The organism is Enterobacter sp. MGH 24 (assembly GCF_000493015.1).
Taxonomy (GTDB): Bacteria; Pseudomonadota; Gammaproteobacteria; order Enterobacterales; family Enterobacteriaceae; genus Enterobacter.
On sequence record NZ_KI535657.1, the window covers coordinates 4,091,146 to 4,114,135 of the forward strand.

Sequence of the window (22,990 nt, forward strand, 5' to 3'; positions counted from 1 at the left end):
GTTTCAGCATCAAGTTTACCTGCGGGGTTGCCGATAGGCATGGAAACAACACAGCAGGTATTTCACTTATGTTCAGATCGATTCGTGCACGCATCATCGTGGCGACGGCAGGCTGTCTGGTCGTCGCCCTTCTCCTTAACACCGTTATCAACTTCCAGGTCACGCGCCAGGATAACCAGCAGTCCCAGCGCGATATTCTGACCAGCACCAGCGCCAGCCATAACATGGCGATTGCCGACTGGGTAAAAAGCAAGATGGCGGTGATCGCCTCCGCGCAGACCGTTGCGCTGAGCGACGACCCGGTTCCGGTGTTTAAACAGCTTGCGCAGGCGGGTGGATTCACCAACGTCTATGTTGGCTACGCCAGCAAAACTGCCAAATTCTCTGAACCGGCGGGCGTTCCGGCGGACTATGACCCGACTATTCGCCCGTGGTATCAGCAGGTGGTCAGCACGGACGGTCCGGTTGTCACCGCACCCTACGTCGACGCGGGTACCGGTAAACTGGTGGTGACCTTCGCCGTGCCGGTGAAAGAAAATGGCACGCTAAAAGCGGTCGTGGCGGGCGATGTGGCGATGGACAGCGTGGTGGCTAACGTGCGCGGGATCCATCCAACCCCGGCCAGCAGCGGGTTGCTTCTGAACAGCGACGGCAGCGTGATTGCCGCTAACGATCCGGCTCTGACGCTGAAACCGTTTGGTGAGACGATCAAAGGCATTGATTTTGCTGCGCTGAAAAGCGGTAACCTCGTCGACGGAACGCTGAACGACGCTGAAAAAACCTTCGTGGCGACAGCGGTGCCGGGCACTAACTGGCTATTAGTCGTGGCGCTCGACAGCGGCGACGCCACCTCCGGGATGCGTTCCATGCTCAAAGCATCGGCAATTTCGCTGGTGATCCTGGCTCTCCTGAGCGCGGCCATTGTTCACTTCCTGATTGCCCGCCTACTCAAGCGCTTGTCCGACATTCGCGACGCGATGCACAACATTGCTAACGGCACTAACGATCTCTCCCAGCGCCTGCCGGACAGCGGCGAGGACGAGGTCGCGCAGATTGCCCAGGCCTTTAACGCCTTCAGCGATAAGCTGTCGGTGGTGATGGTGCAGCTCCGCGACGCCAGCGAATCGGTAAAAAATGCCGCGCAGGAGATTGCCGCAGGTAACCAGGACCTTTCCGGACGTACCGAGCAGGCGGCATCCAGCCTGCGCGAGACGGCCAGCGCCGTGGAGCAGATCACCGCCTCCGTGACGCAGTCGAATGAATCGGCGGCAGAAGCCAACGATCAGGCGAGCAAAGCCTCAGCGGCCGCGGCGCGCGGCGGCGAGGTGGTATCGCAGGCGATCAGCACCATGCAGTCCATTGAAGTCGCGTCGGCTAAAATTGGCGATATCACCAGCGTGATTGACGGCATTGCTTTCCAGACCAACATTCTGGCGCTGAACGCCTCCGTCGAGGCGGCGCGTGCCGGTGAGCAGGGGCGCGGGTTTGCCGTCGTCGCAGGCGAAGTGCGTAACCTGGCGAGCCGCAGCGCCCAGGCGGCGAAAGAGATCAAATCGCTGATTGATTCCACCACCAACAGCGTGGCAACCGGCTCCCGCTACGTGCATCTGGCCGGGGAAAGCATGGACGAGATCCGCTCCAGCATCGGCAGCGTCTCCGGCATCATGCGCGAAATCTCCATCGCCACCAGCGAGCAGATGAAAGGCATTCATGAGATCAACCACGCGGTAACCCATCTCGACAGAATGGTTCAGCAGAACGCCGAGCTGGTGGTGGAATCCGCCGCCGCCGCGGGTGCCCTGCAGAGCCAGGCGGGCGACCTTGCTGAAACCGCCGGCCATTTCCGCATTTAATTTTATTCCGGCGCGGGTTTTCCGGGTAAAACCCGCGCCAGCTGAATGCTTTCAGGCATTTTGTCATTTTTGTTTAAACGTTATGCCATTTTTTGATCAAAATCATCATCCCTCGCCCCCCGCTTTGGTGTTATGCAATGAGTAATTTGTGAACAATATCACGCTCGGGATGGGCAAAATCGACGGGGTAAAAAAATGGCACTGGTAAAAACAAGTTTGAAACTGTTTGGCGGGGATACGGTAGTGGTGCGTTGCTCAGAGCGCTGTCGTATTCATCTGATGAGTGCGAAAGCACAAAAACAATCCCAGGCGGATATTCTGACCGTGCAGGATGATAAAGCATGGCTTACCGTGCCGTATACCGGCACGTGGGATGTGCTGATCGACAGCCACAGTCAGTCGCTGGAGCATTCCGTCAGCTACGTTGCCGCATAAAATTAAACGCCCGGCAAGCCGGGCGTATTATCAGGCAAAGCCTGCTCGCAGCGTGCCGTTGAGCGGGTTCCCTTCCAGCAGCGCCTTCACCTTCACCACCAGCTCATTCAGACAGTCGTCCTTCATGCCGAGGCGGGTTAGCTCCTGGTCGAGGGAGAAGAGATACTGCGCGTTGGTGCCCAGCGGCCCGCTCGCGGCGGCTATCAACGGGGCAATCACCTGCGTACGGGTATCCGCTTCATACAGCGGATGGCGCGGATCCATAATAAACACCAGCGCGTTGACGGTACGACCGTCGTCCAGTTCCAGCTTGCACCAGCTCGGCATATAGCAGCCGGTGATCATCTCGCGCTTCCAGAGCAGCGTGAGCTCCTCTTCCAGCGTGGCATCCGGGAGGCGATACGCCACGCCCGTGGTGCGCCCGCCCTCTTTCAGGGCAAGCATGCGCCCCGGCTGGCACGCGCTGCCGCGTCCGGCCGTCAGTCGCAGGCAAAATGCGCGATGCCAGCCGGGCAGCGTTCCCGTTGCCGATTCGACAAATTCCAGAGCCGGGTTCCACATCAGGGAGCCGTAGCCAAAAATCCATACCGGGCCATCATCCGGGCGGCAGGCAAGCGTGGCAGCGAGCGACGCCGCACGTTGTTCAGCTGACCAGAGAAGCGATTCCTCAATAGCACCAAATGCCGTCTTACAATCTGCCTTCATTAAGAAATCACGCGTTAACACTTTCCACCTCCGCCACTGCATGCTTCCTTGCGACATCTGTAATTCGCCTTCCCGGCATTTTACCCTAAATAATTCGAGTTGCAGGAAGGCGGCAAGAGAGCGAATCCCCAGGAGCTTACATAAGTAAGTGACTGGGGTGAACGAGCGCAGCCAACGCATCTGCAACTTGAAGTATGACGGGTATATGTGCTGGTCATTTTGCCAGCAGTCAAATAACGATAAGCAATTAGCGGACCAGTTGCAATACAACGGAAGTTCAACCGCCTGAAAAGTCAAAATGAAGTCAGCGAATTATTTCACGGCTATTTCTTTTTATGCCATTTATCGTCGTCTCCTTTCTCATATTCATGTTTTACGGCGGCCCAGGCGACTTTGTGCGCCGTCTCTTCACGGCTGGCATCATCCCGGCGATCGTCCTTGTCTTTGTACTGATCCCAGGCGCTGTTAAACGCCTCTTTGTAGATATCCTGCGCGTGGGCGGGCAGCACGTTTTGCACGTTATCGGGTAATTCGCGTTTCGTTTTATAGGGCATCACTGACCTCTCTTTTGGTTAAAGAGATAAGTGTGGACGACGATACACCATGGTGCCACCCGGCAATAGTTTATGAATAAATTACATTTTTAATTTATTGTTATTTAATGAGTAATCAACAAAGAATCTGAATTATACCCATCATCAATGAAAATAATGACAAAGGGTAAAATTAAGTAAAAAATAGAGGGTATTTAACAGAGATCTGTTAATTTAATGACCTCAAAAATCTATCTATAATTACAAGCACCTGCATTGATGGAGAAGCACATGACAGCAACACACGAGGCGGTAAAGACCCGCCACAAGGAGACGTCTCTCATTTTCCCGGTTCTGGCACTGGCTGTGCTGCTCTTCTGGGGAAGCAGTCAGTCACTGCCAGTGGTGGTTGGTATCAATATTCTGGCCCTGGTCGGCATCTTAACCAGCGCATTTAGCGTCGTTCGCCATGCGGACGTCCTGGCCCACCGTCTCGGTGAGCCGTACGGATCGTTAATTCTCAGCCTTTCCGTCGTGATTCTCGAAGTCAGCCTGATTTCCGCGCTCATGGCAACCGGCGATGCCGCGCCGACGCTGATGCGCGACACGCTCTACTCGATCATTATGATTGTGACGGGCGGCCTGGTGGGCTTCTCTCTGCTGCTGGGCGGCCGCAAGTTCGCGACCCAGTATATGAACCTGTTCGGCATCAAACAGTATCTGATTGCCCTCTTCCCGCTGGCGATTATCGTGCTGGTCTTCCCGATGGCGCTGCCGGGTGCAAACTTTTCCACCGGGCAGGCGCTGCTGGTCGCTCTGATTTCCGCCGCCATGTACGGCGTATTCCTGTTGATTCAGACCAAAACGCACCAGAGCCTGTTTGTGTACGAGCATGAAGATGACGGCGACGACGATGACCCGCACCACGGCAAGCCGTCGGCCCACAGCAGCGCGTGGCATACGGTTTGGCTGATCGTACATCTGATTGCGGTGATTGCCGTCACCAAGATGAACGCCAACCCGCTGGAAACGCTGTTAACCGAGCTGAACGCGCCCGTGGCGTTTACCGGCTTCCTGGTGGCCCTGCTGATCCTGTCCCCTGAAGGGCTGGGCGCGCTGAAAGCGGTGTTGAATAATCAGGTACAGCGCGCAATGAACCTGTTCTTCGGCTCCGTACTGGCGACCATTTCACTTACCGTACCGGTGGTGACGCTGATTGCCTTTATGACCGGCAACGAGCTGCAGTTTGCGCTGGGTGCGCCGGAGATGATCGTGATGGTTGCCTCGTTGCTGCTGTGCCAGATTTCGTTCTCAACCGGACGCACCAACGTGCTGAACGGCGCGGCGCATATGGCGTTGTTTATTGCGTATCTGATGACGATTTTTGCGTAGCCTTTACGGGTTTGTAGGCCGGGTAAGCGCAGCGCCACCCGGCAATATGCCCCATAAAAAAACCCGCCGAAGCGGGTTTTTTTATTAGTTGCTGGTATCCAGCTCGTCGAAGCTCTTCACCAGATCGTCAATCGCTTTGATCTGTTTCAGGAACGGCTCCAGTTTATCCAGCGGCAGCGCAGATGGGCCGTCGCATTTCGCGTTAGCCGGATCCGGGTGCGCTTCAATAAACAGACCGGCCAGACCGGTTGCCATACCGGCACGTGCCAGCTCGGTCACCTGAGCGCGACGGCCGCCGGACGCGGCACCGAACGGGTCGCGGCACTGCAGGGCGTGGGTCACGTCGAAAATCACCGGAGACTGGCCGGAGACATTTTTCATCACGCTGAAGCCCAGCATGTCGACAACCAGGTTGTCGTAACCGAAGTTTGCACCACGGTCACACAGGATGACCTGATCGTTGCCGCCTTCGATGAACTTATCGACGATGTTACCCATCTGGCCTGGGCTGACGAACTGCGGTTTTTTCACGTTAATCACGGCACCGGTTTTCGCCATCGCCGCAACCAGGTCGGTCTGGCGAGCGAGGAACGCCGGGAGCTGAATCACGTCCACCACGTCTGCCACCGGCTGCGCCTGTGAGGCTTCATGCACGTCGGTGATCACTTTCACGCCAAAGGTCTGCTTCAGCTCCTGGAAAATCTTCATCCCCTCTTCCAGGCCCGGGCCACGGTAAGAGTTGATGGAGGAGCGGTTGGCTTTGTCAAAAGAGGCCTTAAACACGTACGGGATGCCCAGCTTCTGGGTCACGGTCACGTAGTGTTCGCAGATACGCATGGCGAGGTCGCGGGATTCCAGCACGTTCATGCCGCCGAACAGTACGAACGGCAGGTCGTTTGCTACCTTGATATCACCAATGCTAACCACTTTTTGTTTCATAGGATCGCCTTATTCAGGTGTGAATCGGAATTAAGATTAATGCAGTGTAATTTGTTTGTGCGAGATCGCGTTGATCTGAGCACGAATCATTTCGCTAATCGGGTCTTCCGGACACTGCTCGACGAAATAATTCAGATCATTCAGCGCCACGTGCTCACAGTCGAGCTGCGCATAGATCAGCCCGCGATCGCGAATTTCGTACGGGTCTTCCGGGTTGAACTGCAGCAGCACTTCACTGGCGCGCAACGCCAGCTCCATCTGACGCTCTTCCATTAACGCGGATTTCAGCGTATCCAGCAGCTTGCGAATGACCTCTGCGTTATCCGCCTCGTCGAGATCTTCGTTGAAGAGCTCAGCCACCGGGCTGATATTGCCTTTCAGCCACACGTCCAGCGTATGTTCATCCAGCGTGTCGCCGTTGAAGGGATTGATGAGCCACATTTCGCCGTCCAGCCACTCTGCACGCAGAATCATCTGCGTCGGGAAAATGACCGGCACCAGGGGAATATCCAGACGATGCGCAACCCACAGCAAAATAGAACCCAGCGCCACGGCGCTGCCCTGACGATTTTTTAAGACCTGGTCCAGCCATAACGCGTCAGACAGGCGATATACGCCCCGCGTGTCGCAGAAACCCCATTCGCCGTAGAAAAGCTCCAGCAGCTTCTCTAATTGCCAGTCTTGCGGGCGAGCCTGATTAATCTCTTCACGCGCCAGGCTGACCAGATTCTCCAGCTCATCGTAGACAAACTGCGACGTAAAATCGTCGCGAATCATCTCAGAAATCAGGATCATGCCATCGCAAAGCGGCACTTTGTTAAATTCGAAATCGGCTAAGGACCTCATGACTTACCCCAGTAACGACTGAGCGAACAATGACGCTCAGGCGCGATAAAACTCAAAACGATGTAGATGATAACGCCAAACTGCCTTTCAGTCAGCCTTACGCCTTTATCAGTAAATGGCAGATACCCGGAACTCAAGAACATTGCCCCAGCGTCAGGCGGTCGTTGCCGCCGTAGTCGCGGCAGGTTTCGACTGCGGCGTAACCTGCTTGCGTAAACAGTGCCCGCACGGCTTCTCCCTGCGTCCAGCCATGCTCCACGAGCAGCCAGCCGCCGGGAAGTAAATGTTTACGTGACGTTGTCACAATGTGATCAAGATCGGCTAATCCCGCGTTGGCGGCCACGAGCGCCGTCAGCGGTTCGAAGCGAACATCTCCCTGTGCAAGGTGCGGGTCATGCTCGTCAATATAAGGAGGGTTGCTGACAATCATTGCGTACGTGCGATTCCCAAGCGCGGAAAACCAGCTGCTCTGCAGCACCGTCACGTTAGTTACGCCCAGTCGTTCCACGTTACGCTGCGCCAGCGCTACCGCATCGGGCATAACATCCACCGCCGTTACCGCGCAGTCGGGCCGCTCGGTGGCCAGCGCCAGCGCGATAGCACCTGTCCCCGTCCCGAGATCGAGAATGCTGCAGGCCGCCGCCGGTAAACGCGCCAGCGCCTGCTCGACCAGACACTCGGTGTCCGGACGCGGGATCAGCGTCGCCGCCGAGACGTACAGCGGTAACGACCAGAACTCACGCTCACCGACAAGGTGCGCCACCGGCTCGCCGCTTTTACGACGGACAAGCAGCGCGGCGAGCTGCGTTTCCTGGTCCGCAGTCAGTTCGGTTTCACCGAAGGCCAGCAGATACGTGCGGGCTTTGCCCGTCACGTACCCAAGCAAAATTTCGGCATCGCGCTTCGGGCTTTCGCTTTCTGAAAGCTCTCCGGCCGCCTCACGTAACCAGCGCTGAAAATCCATTAGTCCTGCTCGGACAGCGCCGCCAGCTGGTCGGCCTGGTATTCCTGCACGATAGGCTCAATCAGCATATCCAGCTTTCCTTCCATCACCTCGTCCAGACGGTACAGCGTCAGGTTGATGCGGTGGTCGGTCACGCGGCCCTGCGGGAAGTTATAGGTGCGGTTACGATCGCTGCGATCGCCGCTGCCCAGCAGGTTACGACGCGTAGACGCTTCCGCCTGCTGGCGTTTCGCCATTTCCGCTGCGTGGATACGCGCGCCCAGCACGGACAACGCTTTGGCTTTGTTTTTGTGCTGTGAACGCTCGTCCTGACATTCGACGACGATGCCGGTTGGCAGGTGGGTAATACGGATGGCGGAGTCGGTGGTGTTAACGTGCTGACCGCCCGCGCCAGAGGAGCGGAATGTATCAATACGCAGGTCCGCCGGATTGATGTCCGGCAGTTCTGCTTCCGGCAGCTCCGGCATCACCGCTACCGTACAGGCTGAGGTGTGAATACGCCCCTGAGATTCGGTGGCCGGTACGCGCTGCACGCGATGGCCACCGGATTCAAACTTGAGACGACCGTACACGCCGTCGCCGCTGATCTTGGCGATAACCTCTTTGTAGCCGCCATGTTCGCCTTCGTTGGCGCTCATGATCTCCACGCGCCAGCGACGCGATTCGGCGTAGCGGCTGTACATGCGGAACAGATCCCCGGCAAACAGGGCCGCTTCGTCACCGCCGGTACCGGCGCGCACTTCTACAAACGCGTTACGCTCATCGTCCGGATCTTTCGGCAGCAGAAGCACCTGAAGCTGCTGCTCCATCTCTTCAGAACGCGCTTTCGCATCCTGCAACTCTTCCTGCGCCATCTCGCGCATTTCAGGATCGTCGAGCATCATCTGCGCGGTTTCGATATCTTCCTGAACCTGTCGCCAGTCGGTAAAGCATTTAGAAACATCACTTAACTGCGCGTATTCACGCGAGAGCGCGCGAAAACGTTCCTGGTCCGCAATGGTCCCGGCATCCCCGAGCAGCGCCTGTACTTCTTCATGGCGCTCGTGCAGAGCTTCCAGTTTAGCGACGATAGAAGGCTTCATAGGCGTAAGTGCACCTTGTCTTAGAAAATGGGTAGAGGGCGCTATTCCAGCCCGAGGCTGTTGCGCAGAATAGTCAGGCGTTCATCATCCCCGTCACGGGCGGCCTGCTGAAGAGATTTGGTTGGCGCATGGATCAGGCGGTTGGTCAGTTTCCATGCCAGATCCTGCATAATCGCATTTGCGTCGCCGCCCTGCTCAAGGGCTGCTAACGCTTTGGCAGTCAGGTCATCACGCACCTGCTCCGCCTGCCCGCGGTACTCGCGGATGGTCTCGCTGACGCTTTGCGCGCGCAGCCAGGCCATAAACTCGCTGGTTTCCTGCTCAACGATGGTTTCCGCCTGAACCGCCGCCGCTTTACGCTGGGCGAGGTTGTGCGAAATGATGCTTTGCAGGTCATCCACGCTGTAGAGGTAGGCGTTAGGCAGCTTGCCCACTTCCGGCTCAACATCGCGCGGGACGGCGATATCCACCAGCAGCATCGGCTGATTACGCCGGGACTTCAGCGCACGCTCCACCATCCCTTTTCCGATAATCGGCAGCGGGCTGGCGGTAGAGCTAATAATAATGTCCGCCTCTTTCAGGCGTTCATCGATGTCGCTCAGGGCAACCACCTCTGCGCCCACTTCATCCGCCAGCACCTGCGCGCGTTCGCGGGTGCGGTTGGCGATGATCATCTTTTTCACCTTATGCTCGCGCAGATGGCGCGCCACAAGTTCGATGGTTTCGCCCGCGCCCACCAGCATCACGGTGACGGTAGACAGGGACTCAAAGATTTGGCGCGCAAGGGTGCAGGCCGCGAAAGCAACTGAAACCGCACTGGCGCCAATGTCGGTTTCGGTTCGCACACGCTTCGCCACGGAGAACGACTTCTGGAACATGCGCTCCAGCTCGCTGGCTTTAAGATGCCCTTTTTGCGAGTCCGCGAAGGCTTTTTTAACCTGACCCAGGATCTGCGGCTCGCCCAGCACCAGCGAATCCAGCCCGCTGGCGACGCGCATCAGATGGCTGACCGCATCGTTGTCCTGATGCCAGTACAGGCTGTTGCGCAGCTCGTCTTCATTGAGGTTGTGGTAGTCACATAGCCAGCGGATCAGCGCTTCGTGCAGGTTGTCCTGCTCTTCCACGCTTAAATACAGCTCAGTACGGTTGCACGTCGAGAGCACCACGCCACCTTGCACCATCGGCTGTGCAAGCAGGCTGTCCAGCGCCAGGTCAAGCGTATCCGGCGAAAACGTTACGCGTTCTCGCAGCGAAACCGGGGCCGTTTTGTGGTTGATGCCGAGTGCTAATAGGGTCATGTTGAGCGGGAGTAGTACCAGCGTTAATAAGGTTAGCAGAACGCATCATACAGGATGCGCGAGATCAATAAAAGGGACTGCCTCCTTTCGGAGTAATAGGTTACACAACCCTTTGAGATAATTTGAACGTAGACGGTAGCCCCCTTCGACGCTAGCATTAACAGTTATAACTGCAACGTATCTCAAGGATTTGTCCTCATTATGACCCGACTGATTCGCCTGCTGCCGCTGGCAGCACTGGTTCTGACCGCCTGTACCGTCACCCAACCAAAAGGCCCGGGCAAAAGCCCTGATTCACCACAGTGGCGTCAGCACCAGCAGGACGTCCGTAATTTGAACCAGTACCAGACCCGCGGCGCTTTCGCTTATCTCTCTGACGAACAAAAGGTTTATGCCCGCTTCTTCTGGCAGCAGACGGGTCAGGACAACTATCGCCTGCTGCTGCTGAACCCGCTGGGCAGCACCGAGCTGGAGCTTATCGCCAAACCGGGTGAAGCGCAGATCACCGATAACAAAGGCCAGCACTATACCGCGACCGATGCCGAAGAGATGATTGGCAAGCTGACCGGGATGCCTATCCCGCTCAACAGCCTGCGTCAGTGGATCCTTGGCCTGCCGGGAGAGGCAACTGACTACAGCCTTGACGACCAGTACCGTCTGAGCCAGGTGAACTACACCCAGAACGGCAAAACCTGGAAAGTGGTGTACAGCGCCTATGACAGTAAGAGTAAACCGTCGCTGCCGTCGAATATGGAACTGACCCAGGGCAGCCAGCGTATCAAGCTGAAAATGGACAACTGGATCGTTAAATGATGACCCACTGGCCCTCTCCGGCAAAGCTGAACCTGTTTTTATACATTACCGGCCAGCGTGCTGACGGGTATCACACCCTGCAGACGCTGTTTCAGTTCATTGACTATGGCGATACGATCTCTATCGAGCTGCGCCAGGACGGGCAGATTTGCCTGCTCACGCCGGTCGACGGCGTGGCGCATGAGGACAACCTGATCGTACGCGCCGCGCGTCTGCTGATGAAAGCCGCGGCAGACGCCGGACGATTGCCGGCAGGAAGCGGTGCGGATATCCGTATTGAGAAGCGCCTGCCGATGGGCGGCGGTCTGGGCGGTGGCTCATCCAACGCCGCCACCGTGCTGGTTGCGCTGAACCACCTCTGGGGCTGCGGGCTGTCGCAGGACGAACTGGCAGCCTTAGGCCTGACGCTGGGGGCGGATGTCCCGGTGTTTGTGCGCGGTCATGCGGCCTTTGCCGAGGGCGTGGGTGAGATCCTCTCCCCGGCTGAACCGCCGGAGAAATGGTATCTGGTTGCCCATCCTGGCGTGAGCATTCCGACCCCGGTCATCTTTAAAGATCCTGACCTGAAAAGGAATACCCCGGTTCGGTCAATAGAAACGTTATTAAATTGTGAATTCAGCAACGATTGCGAGGATATCGCAAGAAAACGTTTTCGCGAGGTTGATGCGGTGCTTTCCTGGCTGTTAGAATACGCGCCGTCGCGCCTGACTGGTACAGGGGCCTGTGTCTTTGCTGAATTTGACACCGAATCCGCCGCTCGTCAGGTGCTTGAGCAAGCGCCGGTTTGGCTGCATGGTTTTGTAGCGCGCGGGATGAACACCTCCCCCCTACAGCAGGCCATTCTGGCGCAGACTGAGTTTCGGTGACAACGTCACCCTGTTCCAGACGTTGCATCGCGCTCTTTAATACACCGCCTGGATAGCCTTCGCCTGGCCCGCACAGTTTGCGGCGAACGCTATCCACCACTGGACGCATGCCTGAGGTTCTTCTCGTGCCTGATATGAAGCTTTTTGCTGGTAACGCCACCCCGGAACTAGCACAACGTATTGCCAACCGCCTGTACACTTCCCTCGGCGACGCCGCCGTAGGTCGCTTTAGCGACGGCGAAGTCAGCGTACAAATTAACGAAAATGTACGCGGTGGTGATATTTTCATCATCCAGTCCACCTGTGCTCCAACGAACGACAACCTGATGGAACTGGTTGTTATGGTCGACGCCCTGCGTCGCGCTTCAGCAGGCCGTATCACTGCTGTAATCCCTTACTTCGGCTATGCCCGCCAGGACCGTCGCGTCCGTTCCGCACGTGTGCCAATTACCGCTAAAGTTGTCGCTGACTTCCTGTCCAGCGTCGGCGTTGACCGCGTACTGACCGTTGACCTGCACGCAGAGCAGATCCAGGGCTTCTTCGACGTTCCGGTTGATAACGTATTCGGCAGCCCAATTCTGCTGGAAGACATGCTGCAGCTGAACCTGGATAACCCAATCGTGGTTTCTCCGGACATCGGCGGCGTGGTACGTGCCCGTGCCATCGCTAAGCTGCTGAACGATACCGACATGGCGATCATCGACAAACGTCGTCCGCGCGCTAACGTTTCTCAGGTGATGCACATCATCGGTGACGTGGCTGGCCGCGACTGCGTGCTGGTTGACGACATGATCGATACCGGCGGTACGCTGTGTAAAGCCGCTGAAGCGCTGAAAGAGCGTGGTGCCAAGCGCGTGTTCGCTTACGCGACCCACCCGATCTTCTCCGGTAACGCGGTAAACAACCTGCGCAACTCCGTCATTGACGAAGTGGTGGTATGCGATACCATCCCACTGAGCGACGAGATCAAAGCACTGCCAAACGTGCGTACGCTGACCCTGTCCGGGATGCTGGCCGAAGCGATTCGTCGTATCAGCAACGAAGAATCGATCTCAGCAATGTTCGAACACTAATCGAACACGGCCGAAAAACCCGCTGCGGCGGGTTTTTTTGTCTCCGGGTTTTATTTGTATGATTAATGCCTCCTTCACCTGCCATTCACATGACAGATGATGCGCATACGGATGATAGATAATTGTGAAAAACGTAGCCTCCTCACATGTTCTGCCCTTTCGCGCCCTCATCGACGCCTGCTGGAAAGAGAAGTACACCTCGTCACGCTTTGTCCGTGACCTGATTGCCGGGATCACCGTCGGCATTATCGCCATCCCGCTGGCGATGGCGCTGGCAATTGGCAGCGGCGTTGCGCCACAGTACGGCCTGTACACCTCGGCCGTTGCCGGGATTGTCATTGCCCTGACGGGCGGCTCGCGCTTCAGCGTCTCCGGCCCGACCGCCGCCTTCGTGGTGATCCTCTACCCGGTTTCGCAGCAGTTTGGTCTGGCAGGACTGCTGGTCGCCACCCTGATGTCCGGCGTCTTTTTGATTCTGTTTGGTCTGGCCCGCTTTGGTCGCCTGATTGAATATATTCCCCTTTCCGTGACGCTGGGGTTCACCTCGGGGATTGGTATTACCATCGGAACCATGCAGATCAAGGACTTCCTCGGCCTGCAGATGCCCCACGTACCGGAGCACTACCTGCAAAAAGTGGGGGCGCTGTTTATGGCGCTGCCTACGGCCAATCTGGGCGACGCCGCCATCGGGATTGTGACGCTGGGCACGCTGATCGTCTGGCCTCGCCTCGGTATTCGTCTGCCGGGCCATCTGCCCGCGCTGCTGCTGGGCTGCGCGGTGATGGCGATCGTCAATATGCTCGGTGGTCACGTCGCGACTATCGGCTCGCAGTTCCACTATGTTCTGGCGGACGGTTCACAGGGTAAAGGCATTCCGCAACTGCTACCGCAGCTGGTGCTGCCGTGGGACATGCCCGGCTCCAGCTTTACGCTAAGCTGGGATTCCCTGCGTGCCCTGCTTCCCGCCGCGTTCTCTATGGCGATGCTGGGGGCGATTGAGTCCCTGCTCTGTGCCGTGGTGCTCGACGGCATGACCGGCACCAAACATAAAGCCAACAGCGAACTGGTCGGTCAGGGATTGGGCAACCTCGTGGCGCCATTCTTCGGCGGTATTACCGCAACGGCAGCCATCGCCCGTTCTGCGGCAAACGTCCGCGCAGGGGCGACGTCACCGGTTTCGGCGGTCATCCACTCCCTGCTGGTGATCCTCGCCCTGCTGATCCTCGCTCCGCTGCTCTCCTGGCTGCCGCTTTCCGCCATGGCCGCCCTGCTGCTAATGGTGGCCTGGAACATGAGTGAGGCGCATAAGGTGGTGAACCTGCTGCGTCGCGCGCCGAAAGACGACATCATCGTGATGCTGATCTGCATGTCGCTGACCGTGCTGTTCGATATGGTTATCGCCATCAGCGTCGGGATCGTGCTGGCGTCCCTGCTGTTTATGCGCCGTATTGCGCAGATGACGCGCCTCTCCCCGGTTAACGTGGAGGTGCCTGACGATGTGCTGGTGCTGCGCGTGATTGGCCCGCTGTTCTTCGCTGCGGCGGAAGGTCTCTTCAGCGATCTGGAATCCCGCATCGCGGGCAAACGGGTTGTGGTACTGAAGTGGGATGCCGTACCTGTACTGGATGCAGGCGGCCTGGATGCCTTCCAGCGCTTTGTGAAACGTCTGCCGGAAGGCTGCGAGCTGCGGGTGAGTAACCTGGAATTTCAGCCCCTGCGCACCATGGCGCGCGCGGGCATGCAGCCTATCCCTGGCCGACTTTCCTTCTACCCTAACCGTGAGGCCGCGTTAGCGGATCTGTGAGTGACCTGATGCAGAGAAACGTCTCTGCATCATCACCCCAATCGCCTGCTGGAGCCATGCAAGCACGGCAGGCGTCATCCAAGTTCCCTTCATCAGGTGCGGCTCCTGCTGCATGGCCACGCGAAACTTTTGCTGGGTCTCCGGGTTCGTGCCCGCGTAAGACTGGAACAGCGCCAGCCAGTTTTCGGCCAGCTTTTGCGCATCGTCCGAGGCGGGATCGAGATTTTCCCGCTGCGCCTGGTGCAGCTTCGCCACCAGCGGCGGCCACTCCATCATGCGGTCAAAGTAGTGTTTACGGGTAAAAGCCATCTCTTCGACAGTGAGATAGTTCTCCCATATGCTGAGCTTAGACTCAGCAAACGCGCGCGTGATGTAATCCGTCATCTCCGGCGTGATGCCTGTCTGCGCCTGCATCTGCGGTTCAACGCTGTGCATCTCATTCAGCCGGGTGAGAAACTCCGGCTTGCCCGCCGTGTCCTGCTCCAGGCGTTCCATCCAGCGCGTCGCCAGGTCCATCGCCCGCGCGTCCGTAACGGATATATGGTGCTCCAGCAGCGTGTTGGCCTCTGCAACCAGCCCTGACCAGATAGCCGCCAGCGCATCCTTCTGCACCGCAAACGGCAGCTGCTGTAACTCTTCTTTGCTAAACCAGCGATCGTACATATTCATTAACTCCAGAGTCTGTAGCCAGGATTCCAGATCCGGCGTCGCATCGTCGAGAAGCCCGGTCCGCAGCTCCACCAGCCGGTCGCGCAGCGTATGTATGCTGCGCAGCTGTTTATCCAGCAGCGTGATTTGCGCATCGAGTAACTCGGTTAACGACAGCGACTCCTGTTCCAGGAAATCCCTGATTTCAGCAAGTTCCAGCCCCGCTTTTGCCAGCGCCTGAATCATGTGCAGACGCTGGACATCCGCCAGGTTGTAAAGCCGATAACCTGCCGCGCTTCTGGCAGAAGGCAGCAACAACCCTGTTTGCTCATAGTGGTGCAATGTCCGCACGGTGATCCCGGCACGTTTCGCCAGCTCACCCACCTGAATCAACATAACTGCTCCTTTTTCTTTGCCAGTGGCATCACTCTGGAGCCTTACGTTACGTGAGGGTCAACCCTTGATGCAAAAAAAAACGACTCCCTCAGGAGCCGTTTCGGTGTTCTTTATCGTAGCACTAGCTGTGCTTATGCTGGTCGCGACGACAGCGTTTGTCGTAGTGGCGCACCCACCAGTATTTATCGCACACTTCCTCATGTCCGCTCATGCGCGCCCCGGCGAGCCACAATACCGCACCGAGGAAGATGCTCAGTATCGCGCCATGGGCGAAGTATTGCGGAAGATCAAGCTGCGGCAACTGGTTTAAAATTGAATAACCCACGCCGGCTACCATCACGAACAGCCCCAATCCCATCAGCACGTTACCGAGTAACGAAGCGTTTTTGCGTTTCATGTGTCACCTCCGGAACTTTGGGTTGTCAGGGGAAAAGCCCCTAATCCTTGTGTGTAAAGTATAGACAACGCCACTTTTATGAGTTGCGTGAATGATCACAATTACAGATAAGTCCCAAACAAAAGTTTACAAATAAGGCTTTGAACAGCTTGAAATTCTAATTGTTCAAATCAGAAATTATTCGTATTTCGCCGAGAAGATCGCAGAATTTTGTCAAGCGGCGCGCCAGACAGTAAACTACGCGCCAGATCTGGAACCCATTAGGAATTGAATCGTGACGATTAAACTGATTGTCGGCCTCGCCAACCCGGGCGCAGAGTATGCGGCCACCCGCCACAACGCTGGGGCATGGTACGTCGATCTGCTGGCCGAGCGCTTACGTGCTCCCCTGCGTGAAGAACCTAAATTCTTCGGATATACCTCACGTATCAATCTTGCAGGCGCGGATGTTCGCTTACTGGTGCCCACCACCTTTATGAACCTGAGCGGTAAAGCCGTGGCGGCAATGGCAACGTTTTATCGCATCAATCCGGATGAAATTCTGGTGGCTCACGATGAGCTGGACCTTCCGCCCGGCGTGGCAAAATTCAAGCTGGGCGGCGGGCACGGCGGCCACAACGGTCTTAAAGACATCATCAGCAAGCTGGGTAATAACCCGAATTTCCACCGTTTGCGCGTGGGAATCGGCCATCCGGGCGATAAAAACAAAGTTGTCGGTTTCGTACTCGGTAAGCCCCCGGTTTCTGAGCAGAAACTGATTGACGAGGCGGTAGACGAAGCGGCGCGCTGCACCGAAATCTGGCTGAAAGACGGCTTAACCAAAGCGACAAACCGCTTACACGCTTTCAAAGCGCAATAATCCGCCCGGTACGGCATTTTTACCGCGCGTCATGCGGGTTACGTGTATAATAGGCGTAGTTATTTACTTTTCATCAGTCGGTTATCGTTAACGGATTGATTATCAAGATATTAAGGTGATTTAGAAATGGGATTCAAATGCGGTATCGTCGGTCTGCCAAACGTGGGCAAATCCACCCTGTTTAACGCGCTTACCAAAGCGGGTATCGAAGCGGCGAACTTCCCGTTCTGTACCATCGAACCTAACACCGGCGTTGTGCCAATGCCGGACCCGCGTCTGGACCAGCTCGCGGAAATCGTGAAGCCGCAGCGCATTCTGCCAACCACCATGGAATTCGTGGACATCGCGGGCCTGGTAAAAGGCGCATCCAAAGGTGAAGGCCTGGGCAACCAGTTCCTGACCAACATTCGTGAAACCGAAGCAATCGGCCACGTTGTGCGCTGCTTCGAGAACGACAACATTATCCACGTAAACAACAAAGTGGATCCGGCTGACGACATCGACGTCATCAACACCGAGCTGGCGCTCTCTGACCTCGACACCTGCGAACGCGCGATTCACCGCGTGCAGAAGAAAGCCAAAGGCGGCGACAAAGACGCGAAAGCGGAACTGGCCGCGCTGGAAAAATGTCTGCCGCAGCTGGAAAACGCGGGCATGCTGCGCGCGCTGAAAAACCTGACTGAAGAAGACAAAGCGGCAATCAAATACCTGAGCTTCCTGACCCTGAAGCCAACCATGTACATCGCCAACGTTAACGAAGACGGTTTCGAGAACAACCCGTACCTGGACAAAGTGCGCGAAATCGCAGCAGCTGAAGGTTCTGTGGTTGTGGCAGTTTGCGCTGCCGTTGAATCCGACATCGCCGAGCTGGACGACGCCGACCGTGAAGAGTTCATGGCCGAGCTGGGTCTGGAAGAGCCGGGCCTGAACCGCGTAATTCGCGCTGGCTATGAGCTGCTGAACCTGCAGACCTACTTCACCGCTGGCGTGAAAGAAGTGCGTGCGTGGACCATCCCTGTAGGTGCAACTGCGCCTCAGGCGGCTGGTAAAATCCACACTGACTTCGAGAAAGGCTTTATTCGTGCGCAGACAATCGCGTTTGAAGACTTCATCACCTACAAGGGTGAGCAAGGCGCGAAAGAAGCAGGCAAGATGCGTGCGGAAGGGAAAGATTATATCGTTAAAGATGGCGACGTAATGAACTTCCTGTTTAACGTCTGATTCGCCTTGAATGAAAAAAATCCACGCCAAGGCGTGGATTTTTTTCATTAATTACCGATTTTATGCCCTCTTGCGCAGATAGAACTCAAGGTATTTTTTAGGTCTATCCTGAAACGCACGCTCTTTGCCGTAGTTATAAGCATCGTTGAAATATTTATACGCTTCATCGAATTGATTCAACTCGTAACAGACCATGCCGAGGTCGATTGATGGTGCAGTGTCTATATCCGATCCACGAGTGCGCAACGTCGTCTCTCCCCATTTCTTCGCCTCATCGTAATCGGCGAGATCAAAATATGCGCTGTACATGCACGCAGAGATCCAGTTGGCAAGTTCCCATTCAAGCTTTGGTTCAGGGAGAGCTTGCCATGCTTTTTGGTATTGCTCTAAAGCCTCAGCGTATTTTTTGTCATCGTGAAACTCGTTTCCTTTTTCAACAAAGGAGTTAATTTCGGATTCAATTTTTGGGTCTTCAAGATCTTTCATGGAACAATGCTCCTTCATTGGAAATATTGGGATTTTTCCTGTGGGCCAATAAAATCAGCGGAATCTTTATATCTATCAGGTAGCAGCGCTCCCTGAGACCGATTGTGGCCATAATATTCAAGCTCATAATTTCTGGAATCTCTCATAAAGGCTCTGACCTCACGAGATTTAGGACCATAGTAGCCACCCTTCTGATTCCAGTATTTAACTGCATCTGTTAAATGAGCCATGTCCGCATCCTGAATACGGTACCATTTACCATCAGTTGAGCTTTTAAATTGCATCCTATCGCCCGTACCACGAATACGTCCTTCTCCTCGCATTCGTGCGATTACTTCACGTCCAGTTTTACTATTTTTTCCCGGGGTTCTTCCCATAAATTTTTTACGGCAACTCAACCCCCACGGATCCACCCACCCCAGCGCATTCGGCGCATACTGGTAAAGGTTTATCCCCCCCGCCAGCCCTATCGGGTCCTGCTGCGTAAACCGTCCGCAGTCCGGGTCATAATACCGGAACAGATTGTAGTGCAGCCCTGTCTCACGGTCCAGGTATTGCCCCTGCATGCGCAGGTTCTGGGAATATCCTGATAACTTCGTCTCGCTTTCCCGCAGCAGCTTGCCCCAGGCGCTGTTTACCCCTTCCCAGCGCACCTGCCCTTCGATATCCGTCATCCGCTCCGGCGTGCCGTTCGGCTGGCAGTGGAACCAGAAAATCTCCGGCGCTTCCACGCCGTCAATACGCGCCAGCGGATCGTAGCTGTCCTGATCGCTGTAGACGTAGGTCAGCGGCACGTCCCCGTGCACCTCCTGCAGCAGGCGGAACCCTTCCCAGACAAACCGGGTGGTGACCGGCTTGCCGGTTGGCTGTCCGCCCAGCATCTGGCGTCGCGTTTTGCTGATGCGTCGCCCGAGCGGATCGTAGCGGAAGCTGACCTGCGTCTGAGGTTTATTGCGGTCCCGCGGCTGGCTAATGACCTCCGTCAGGCGGTGTTCACCGTCGTAGCGGTAGTGCCAGCGGGTCTGGCCGTTATCTTTTTCCACGGTGCGGCCGTGGATGTCATAGCGCCAGCGAATGCCGTTCAGCTGCGTCAGGCGGTTGTGCGTGATCTTCTCAGCAGAACCTTCGAGCGGGTTACCGGCAGCGTCCCAGCGCCACTGTTCCTGTCCGGGCAACGTACCGTCCTGGACCAGCAGACGCCCGGCGCTGTCGTACTGCCAGCGGTACCAGCTAAACGGGTTATCGTCCCGCTCTTCCCGCACCAGGTTATTACGGTAGTCGTAATCCCAGCGGCGGGACCACCGGCGCGGCGACGGGCGCTGGACGTTGCCGGTAAAGACGTCCCGGCGATGCAGTCGCCCAAGACGATCGTATTCGCTGCGGGTGGTCAGCAGCCCCTGAGTGCGGCTGGTCTCCCGGTGGAGTTCGTCGCGGGTAAAATCGGAGACCGACAGCTTATCGAGAGCAATGCTGAGCAGATGCCCGCTGCCGTAGTAAAACTGCTTCAGCTCGCGGCCATCGGGCAGCGTGACGGAGGTGCGGTTGCCCAGCGCGTCATACTCCCACGCCAGCTCGCCGTGCTCGCCCGCCTCGCGGGTCACGCGACCAAGCGCGTCATAGTCAAAGGCGAGCTCCTGCTCTGCCTCGGTGGTCCACGCGTCGGCTGAAAGCGCAGGATGCAGCCCTATCCGGCTTAACAGTCCGGACGGCGTGTAGTGATAGCGGGTCTGCCCCTCCGGCGTGGTGCGGGCGACCAGCTGGCCGCTCGCGCTCCAGGCGAAGGCGTGGGTGATGGCCTCCGGATGACCGGCGGCAAACGTGCGTGCTATCGTGCGTCCGCAGGCGTCATAGCGATACTGCGAGGCTACGCCATCCAGCCCCACCTCTTCCAGCAGCAGCGAGTCCGCGCCCCAGCGGAACTGATACGCTTCGCCGTTTTCGTTTTCCAGGGCAATCAGACGCCCGCGGCTGTCCCAGCGGCGGCGAACCTCTTCACCCTGGGTATTACGCGTCGCGGTTAAGCGCCCTGCCTCATCGTATCTGAACTCACTCTCTTTACCGTCGGCGCCCGCATGCTTCACCGGCAGGCCACGTTCGTTCCATTTGAGCGATTCCGTCCAGCCTTCCGGGCGATCGAGCTGCACCGGACGCCCTGCGGCGTCGTAGCGATATCGCGTCTCTTCCCCGTCGGCGCCAGTCTCGGCCACCAGCCAGCCCAGCGGATGGTAGCGGTAGCGGGTAATACGCCCGGAACAGTCTGTCGAACGAACAATCTGCCCGGCCTCGTTGTACTCCTGGTAGCGGCTGTTTCCGGCGGCATCGATCTCTTCAACGACCTGGCCGAACGCGTCCCGGCGCAGCTGCGTAGTCTGCCCCATCGGGTCCACCACGCGCTTAAGCCCGTGATGTTCGTCGTACCAGAACCGGGTGGCGCTGCCGTCGGCTTCGATAATAGCCGCAGGAAGCGCGCGGTGCTCCAGCCAGGCGGTGGTGCGGGTATTGCCGTCGGCGTCGATCTCCTGAACCCGGTTGCCCATGTCGTCGTAGACGAAGGTAACGGCATTGCCGAGCGGATCGATGCGACGCGTCAGAAGCTCGTTCTCGTCCCACTCGTAGAGCCAGTTTTCACCGCGCTCGTCAACGTAGCGGACAATTAGGTTTTGCGCGTTCCAGTAGTGGCGGCGCGTCTGGCCGTCGTAGTGCTCGACGGTCGTCAGCCCGGCGGCTAAATCGTAGCTAAAGCGGCACCCGTCGCCGGTGCTGGTGCGGTTTTCCACCACGCGCCAGTGATCGAATTTTTTCCAGCGGTATTCGCTCTCCAGACCGCCCGGCAACCGGTGCCAGACCATCAGCCCGTGCTCGTTATAGCGGTATTCACGCGTCACCACGCCGGAGGCATCCGTCGCACTCGCCAGCTGGCCGCGCGCGTCGTAGCCCCACTGCATCAGCGGCCATGTCTGGCTGCCGTCGAAATGGCTGGCAGCGGTAGCGCGCTGCGGGAATCGTTCATCTTCATAGCGCAGGGTGACGTCTATCGCCCGCGGCTCGTCGTGAAGACCAACCAGCCTGCCGTGCTCGTCCCACTCCGTCAGCAGCGCGTTGCCGTATTCATCGCTGAGGGAGGCCAGACGCAGGATGGATGGATTCGCCCGGGTCGGTTTATACAGACGCCACACCGCACCGTCATCGTCGGCAATCGCCACGTCGCCGCTCTCATTGCGGCGGATAATGATGCCTTCGCTGATGCTGTAAAACGCGTGGTCGACAGGCGGCAGCTCGAAGCTCAGCTCGCGCCCGGTTTCGTCGAACCAGGTGGCATTGTTATCGTCCAGCGCCAGATAGCTGTCAAAGGTGGTTGCCCAGCCCAGACCAAATAGCCCTTCGCGGGTGGTCAGGCTGTTGTAGCTACGCTGCCAGCGAAGCGGGAATCGCCCCGGCAGCGAGAAGTCGAGTTCGTCGTCGTCATTCAGCACCTTCACGCCGGTGGCGGCGTGAACCGGGTGTGAGGAGCCAAACACCGCATTCACCGCCATATCGGCCAGCATCCCTCCGCCGGCCGCCGCCAGCGCACAGGGCATGTTTTTCAGGATCTTGCCCGGACGCCCGCGCAGCAGCGAGAGCGCAATCATCCCCAGCGCCAGCCCCGGCGTTTTACCGCTTTTGATATCGCGAACCGTGAGCGTGTCGCCGCCGATGATCACGTTCGGAGAGACGTCGTCGGAAACGGTGCCTTCGCAGGTGGTGCGATCTTTCGCACGCACCGCTGGCTGTCCGTTGATAAAGACGCTTTTAGAACCTTCCGCCAGATACTGCGGCCCGGAGTGCTTTTCGCACGCCACCTTGTCTTCTTCCAGCGGCGAGGTTCCCGCGGCGGCAGAGGCCACGCTCGGCTGCCACATTTCGCTACCAAACTGACCGGCAGCGGATAGCAGCATGCCCGCGTAATCGGCAAAGCTGCCCGGCGACTGCGGCTCAGGAGACGGGGTATCGGCTGGCGTCAGCGTGCCTGCCGCCCGCGCGGCGGGGATTGCGTTGGTGAGAACGTTACTGGAACCGGTAGTGATTTTACCCGCAGGCGATGGCGGGAAAAGCGCATTGCCTAACCCCTCAGCGGCGTTGCTGATATCGTCGGTGATCCCCGCCACGTTCGCCAGCACGCCGCCAATGATGCCGCTTAACAGACAGCTGGATCCAATTGCCGCCACGCCCGCTGCCGCGGCACCCGCCCCCAGCAATGGTGCCGCCACCGTTGCTGCAGCGCCGACTGCCGCGCCGATCACCGCATAGGCGGCACCTTCCGCCACAATGCTGGTGATGTCAGCAAAAATGCTGGAGTGAATAATCTCGTCGCCCTTACGGGCCGCGTTGTTATCGCTCATG

20 protein-coding genes and 1 pseudogene are annotated in these 22,990 nt (G+C 57.5%); 9 read left to right on the forward strand and 12 right to left on the reverse strand.

The features are described 5' to 3' along the window. Positions 1-68: 68 nt before the first annotated feature. Both L370_RS02825 and L370_RS02820 read left to right on the forward strand, forming a co-directional pair. The gene (locus L370_RS02825; protein WP_023335994.1) at positions 69-1,853 is read left to right on the forward strand and encodes a methyl-accepting chemotaxis protein; all 1,785 of its coding nucleotides are present in this window, start codon (positions 69-71) and stop codon (positions 1,851-1,853) included. 195 nt (positions 1,854-2,048) lie between these two features. Further along, the gene (locus L370_RS02820) at positions 2,049-2,288 is read left to right on the forward strand and encodes a DUF1883 domain-containing protein (protein ID WP_013096243.1); all 240 of its coding nucleotides are present in this window, start codon (positions 2,049-2,051) and stop codon (positions 2,286-2,288) included. A gap of 30 nt (positions 2,289-2,318) precedes the next feature. On the opposite strand, the gene L370_RS02815 is transcribed toward L370_RS02820, so the two are convergent. Together L370_RS02815 and chaB are read right to left on the reverse strand one after the other, a co-directional pair. Next, on the reverse strand, positions 2,319-3,014 hold the full coding sequence (locus tag L370_RS02815) for a gamma-glutamylcyclotransferase (RefSeq protein ID WP_032642434.1): 696 nt from the start codon (positions 3,012-3,014) through the stop codon (positions 2,319-2,321). Positions 3,015-3,316: 302 nt separating this feature from the next. Beyond that, entirely contained in the window at positions 3,317-3,547 is a 231-nt protein-coding gene (gene chaB, locus L370_RS02810; protein WP_008499518.1) for a putative cation transport regulator ChaB, read from the reverse strand. Between the two features lie 270 nt (positions 3,548-3,817). Here chaB and chaA point away from each other — a divergent pair, with 270 nt between their 5' ends. Then, positions 3,818-4,918 (forward strand): sodium-potassium/proton antiporter ChaA, encoded by a 1,101-nt coding sequence (chaA, locus tag L370_RS02805; RefSeq protein WP_023312122.1) that lies wholly within the window; start codon positions 3,818-3,820, stop codon positions 4,916-4,918. Positions 4,919-5,002: 84 nt separating this feature from the next. Here chaA and kdsA read toward each other — a convergent pair whose 3' ends face one another. The 6 genes and pseudogenes from kdsA to hemA all read right to left on the reverse strand — a co-directional run bounded on the left by kdsA (position 5,003) and on the right by hemA (position 10,047). Continuing rightward, a complete protein-coding gene (gene kdsA, locus L370_RS02800) occupies positions 5,003-5,857 on the reverse strand; it encodes a 3-deoxy-8-phosphooctulonate synthase (RefSeq protein ID WP_023335996.1) in 855 nt (284 codons plus the stop codon). A gap of 36 nt (positions 5,858-5,893) precedes the next feature. Further along, positions 5,894-6,703, reverse strand: coding sequence for an invasion regulator SirB1 (gene sirB1 / locus L370_RS02795; RefSeq protein WP_023312124.1), 810 nt, complete (start codon positions 6,701-6,703; stop codon positions 5,894-5,896). A gap of 41 nt (positions 6,704-6,744) precedes the next feature. Beyond that, positions 6,745-6,855 (reverse strand): annotated as a pseudogene (locus L370_RS23730) (siroheme synthase); the annotation flags it as partial. Beyond that, positions 6,837-7,667, reverse strand: a complete 831-nt coding sequence (gene prmC / locus L370_RS02790) for a peptide chain release factor N(5)-glutamine methyltransferase (protein ID WP_023335997.1) — start codon at positions 7,665-7,667, stop codon at positions 6,837-6,839. The gene prmC and the pseudogene L370_RS23730, both read right to left, overlap by 19 nt. Beyond that, positions 7,667-8,749, reverse strand: coding sequence for a peptide chain release factor 1 (gene prfA / locus L370_RS02785; protein WP_023335998.1), 1,083 nt, complete (start codon positions 8,747-8,749; stop codon positions 7,667-7,669). Before prfA ends, prmC begins: the two co-directional genes overlap by 1 nt. Positions 8,750-8,790: 41 nt before the next feature. Next, positions 8,791-10,047: a glutamyl-tRNA reductase gene (hemA, locus tag L370_RS02780; protein ID WP_023335999.1), complete on the reverse strand. Its 1,257-nt coding sequence runs from the start codon at positions 10,045-10,047 to the stop codon at positions 8,791-8,793. A gap of 201 nt (positions 10,048-10,248) precedes the next feature. Between hemA and lolB the strand changes: the two genes are divergently transcribed. The 4 genes from lolB to dauA all read left to right on the forward strand — a co-directional run bounded on the left by lolB (position 10,249) and on the right by dauA (position 14,603). After that, positions 10,249-10,860 carry a lipoprotein insertase outer membrane protein LolB gene (gene lolB / locus L370_RS02775; RefSeq protein ID WP_023336000.1) on the forward strand — a complete coding sequence of 204 codons (612 nt, stop codon included), beginning with the start codon at positions 10,249-10,251 and terminating at the stop codon, positions 10,858-10,860. Next, a complete protein-coding gene (ispE, locus tag L370_RS02770; RefSeq protein WP_023336001.1) occupies positions 10,857-11,726 on the forward strand; it encodes a 4-(cytidine 5'-diphospho)-2-C-methyl-D-erythritol kinase in 870 nt (289 codons plus the stop codon). Before lolB ends, ispE begins: the two co-directional genes overlap by 4 nt. A 125-nt stretch (positions 11,727-11,851) precedes the next feature. Further along, positions 11,852-12,799: a ribose-phosphate diphosphokinase gene (gene prs, locus L370_RS02765; protein ID WP_003856663.1), complete on the forward strand. Its 948-nt coding sequence runs from the start codon at positions 11,852-11,854 to the stop codon at positions 12,797-12,799. Between the two features lie 124 nt (positions 12,800-12,923). Next, positions 12,924-14,603, forward strand: a complete 1,680-nt coding sequence (dauA, locus tag L370_RS02760; protein ID WP_023336002.1) for a C4-dicarboxylic acid transporter DauA — start codon at positions 12,924-12,926, stop codon at positions 14,601-14,603. On the opposite strand, the gene L370_RS02755 is transcribed toward dauA, so the two are convergent. Further along, on the reverse strand, positions 14,589-15,647 hold the full coding sequence (locus tag L370_RS02755) for a MerR family transcriptional regulator (protein WP_023336003.1): 1,059 nt from the start codon (positions 15,645-15,647) through the stop codon (positions 14,589-14,591). The two genes, dauA and L370_RS02755, sit on opposite strands and share 15 nt — an antisense overlap. Positions 15,648-15,768: 121 nt before the next feature. Next, the gene (gene ychH, locus L370_RS02750; protein ID WP_023336004.1) at positions 15,769-16,044 is read right to left on the reverse strand and encodes a stress-induced protein YchH; all 276 of its coding nucleotides are present in this window, start codon (positions 16,042-16,044) and stop codon (positions 15,769-15,771) included. Between the two features lie 274 nt (positions 16,045-16,318). On the opposite strand from ychH, the gene pth reads away from it, so the two are divergent. After that, positions 16,319-16,903: an aminoacyl-tRNA hydrolase gene (gene pth, locus L370_RS02745; protein WP_023336005.1), complete on the forward strand. Its 585-nt coding sequence runs from the start codon at positions 16,319-16,321 to the stop codon at positions 16,901-16,903. Between the two features lie 126 nt (positions 16,904-17,029). Beyond that, a complete protein-coding gene (gene ychF, locus L370_RS02740; protein ID WP_010432886.1) occupies positions 17,030-18,124 on the forward strand; it encodes a redox-regulated ATPase YchF in 1,095 nt (364 codons plus the stop codon). A gap of 60 nt (positions 18,125-18,184) precedes the next feature. On the opposite strand, the gene L370_RS02735 is transcribed toward ychF, so the two are convergent. Both L370_RS02735 and L370_RS02730 read right to left on the reverse strand, forming a co-directional pair. After that, positions 18,185-18,610, reverse strand: a complete 426-nt coding sequence (locus tag L370_RS02735) for a hypothetical protein (RefSeq protein ID WP_023336006.1) — start codon at positions 18,608-18,610, stop codon at positions 18,185-18,187. A gap of 14 nt (positions 18,611-18,624) precedes the next feature. Then, positions 18,625-22,989, reverse strand: coding sequence for an RHS repeat-associated core domain-containing protein (locus L370_RS02730; RefSeq protein WP_023336007.1), 4,365 nt, complete (start codon positions 22,987-22,989; stop codon positions 18,625-18,627). Position 22,990 lies beyond the last annotated feature (1 nt).

What these genes read in the sequence shown, in the direction of transcription:
- L370_RS02820 (WP_013096243.1), top strand. Translation starts at nt 2,049, where the DNA reads ATGGCACTGGTAAAAACAAGTTTGAAACTGTTTGGCGGGGATACGGTA.
- ychH (WP_023336004.1), bottom strand. Translation starts at nt 16,044, where the DNA reads ATGAAACGCAAAAACGCTTCGTTACTCGGTAACGTGCTGATGGGATTG.
- L370_RS02735 (WP_023336006.1), bottom strand. Translation starts at nt 18,610, where the DNA reads ATGAAAGATCTTGAAGACCCAAAAATTGAATCCGAAATTAACTCCTTT.
- L370_RS02825 (WP_023335994.1), top strand. Translation starts at nt 69, where the DNA reads ATGTTCAGATCGATTCGTGCACGCATCATCGTGGCGACGGCAGGCTGT.
- kdsA (WP_023335996.1), bottom strand. Translation starts at nt 5,857, where the DNA reads ATGAAACAAAAAGTGGTTAGCATTGGTGATATCAAGGTAGCAAACGAC.
- L370_RS02755 (WP_023336003.1), bottom strand. Translation starts at nt 15,647, where the DNA reads ATGTTGATTCAGGTGGGTGAGCTGGCGAAACGTGCCGGGATCACCGTG.
- chaA (WP_023312122.1), top strand. Translation starts at nt 3,818, where the DNA reads ATGACAGCAACACACGAGGCGGTAAAGACCCGCCACAAGGAGACGTCT.
- prfA (WP_023335998.1), bottom strand. Translation starts at nt 8,749, where the DNA reads ATGAAGCCTTCTATCGTCGCTAAACTGGAAGCTCTGCACGAGCGCCAT.
- chaB (WP_008499518.1), bottom strand. Translation starts at nt 3,547, where the DNA reads ATGCCCTATAAAACGAAACGCGAATTACCCGATAACGTGCAAAACGTG.
- lolB (WP_023336000.1), top strand. Translation starts at nt 10,249, where the DNA reads ATGACCCGACTGATTCGCCTGCTGCCGCTGGCAGCACTGGTTCTGACC.
- sirB1 (WP_023312124.1), bottom strand. Translation starts at nt 6,703, where the DNA reads ATGAGGTCCTTAGCCGATTTCGAATTTAACAAAGTGCCGCTTTGCGAT.
- L370_RS02730 (WP_023336007.1), bottom strand. Translation starts at nt 22,989, where the DNA reads ATGAGCGATAACAACGCGGCCCGTAAGGGCGACGAGATTATTCACTCC.
- ychF (WP_010432886.1), top strand. Translation starts at nt 17,030, where the DNA reads ATGGGATTCAAATGCGGTATCGTCGGTCTGCCAAACGTGGGCAAATCC.
- ispE (WP_023336001.1), top strand. Translation starts at nt 10,857, where the DNA reads ATGATGACCCACTGGCCCTCTCCGGCAAAGCTGAACCTGTTTTTATAC.
- hemA (WP_023335999.1), bottom strand. Translation starts at nt 10,047, where the DNA reads ATGACCCTATTAGCACTCGGCATCAACCACAAAACGGCCCCGGTTTCG.
- prmC (WP_023335997.1), bottom strand. Translation starts at nt 7,667, where the DNA reads ATGGATTTTCAGCGCTGGTTACGTGAGGCGGCCGGAGAGCTTTCAGAA.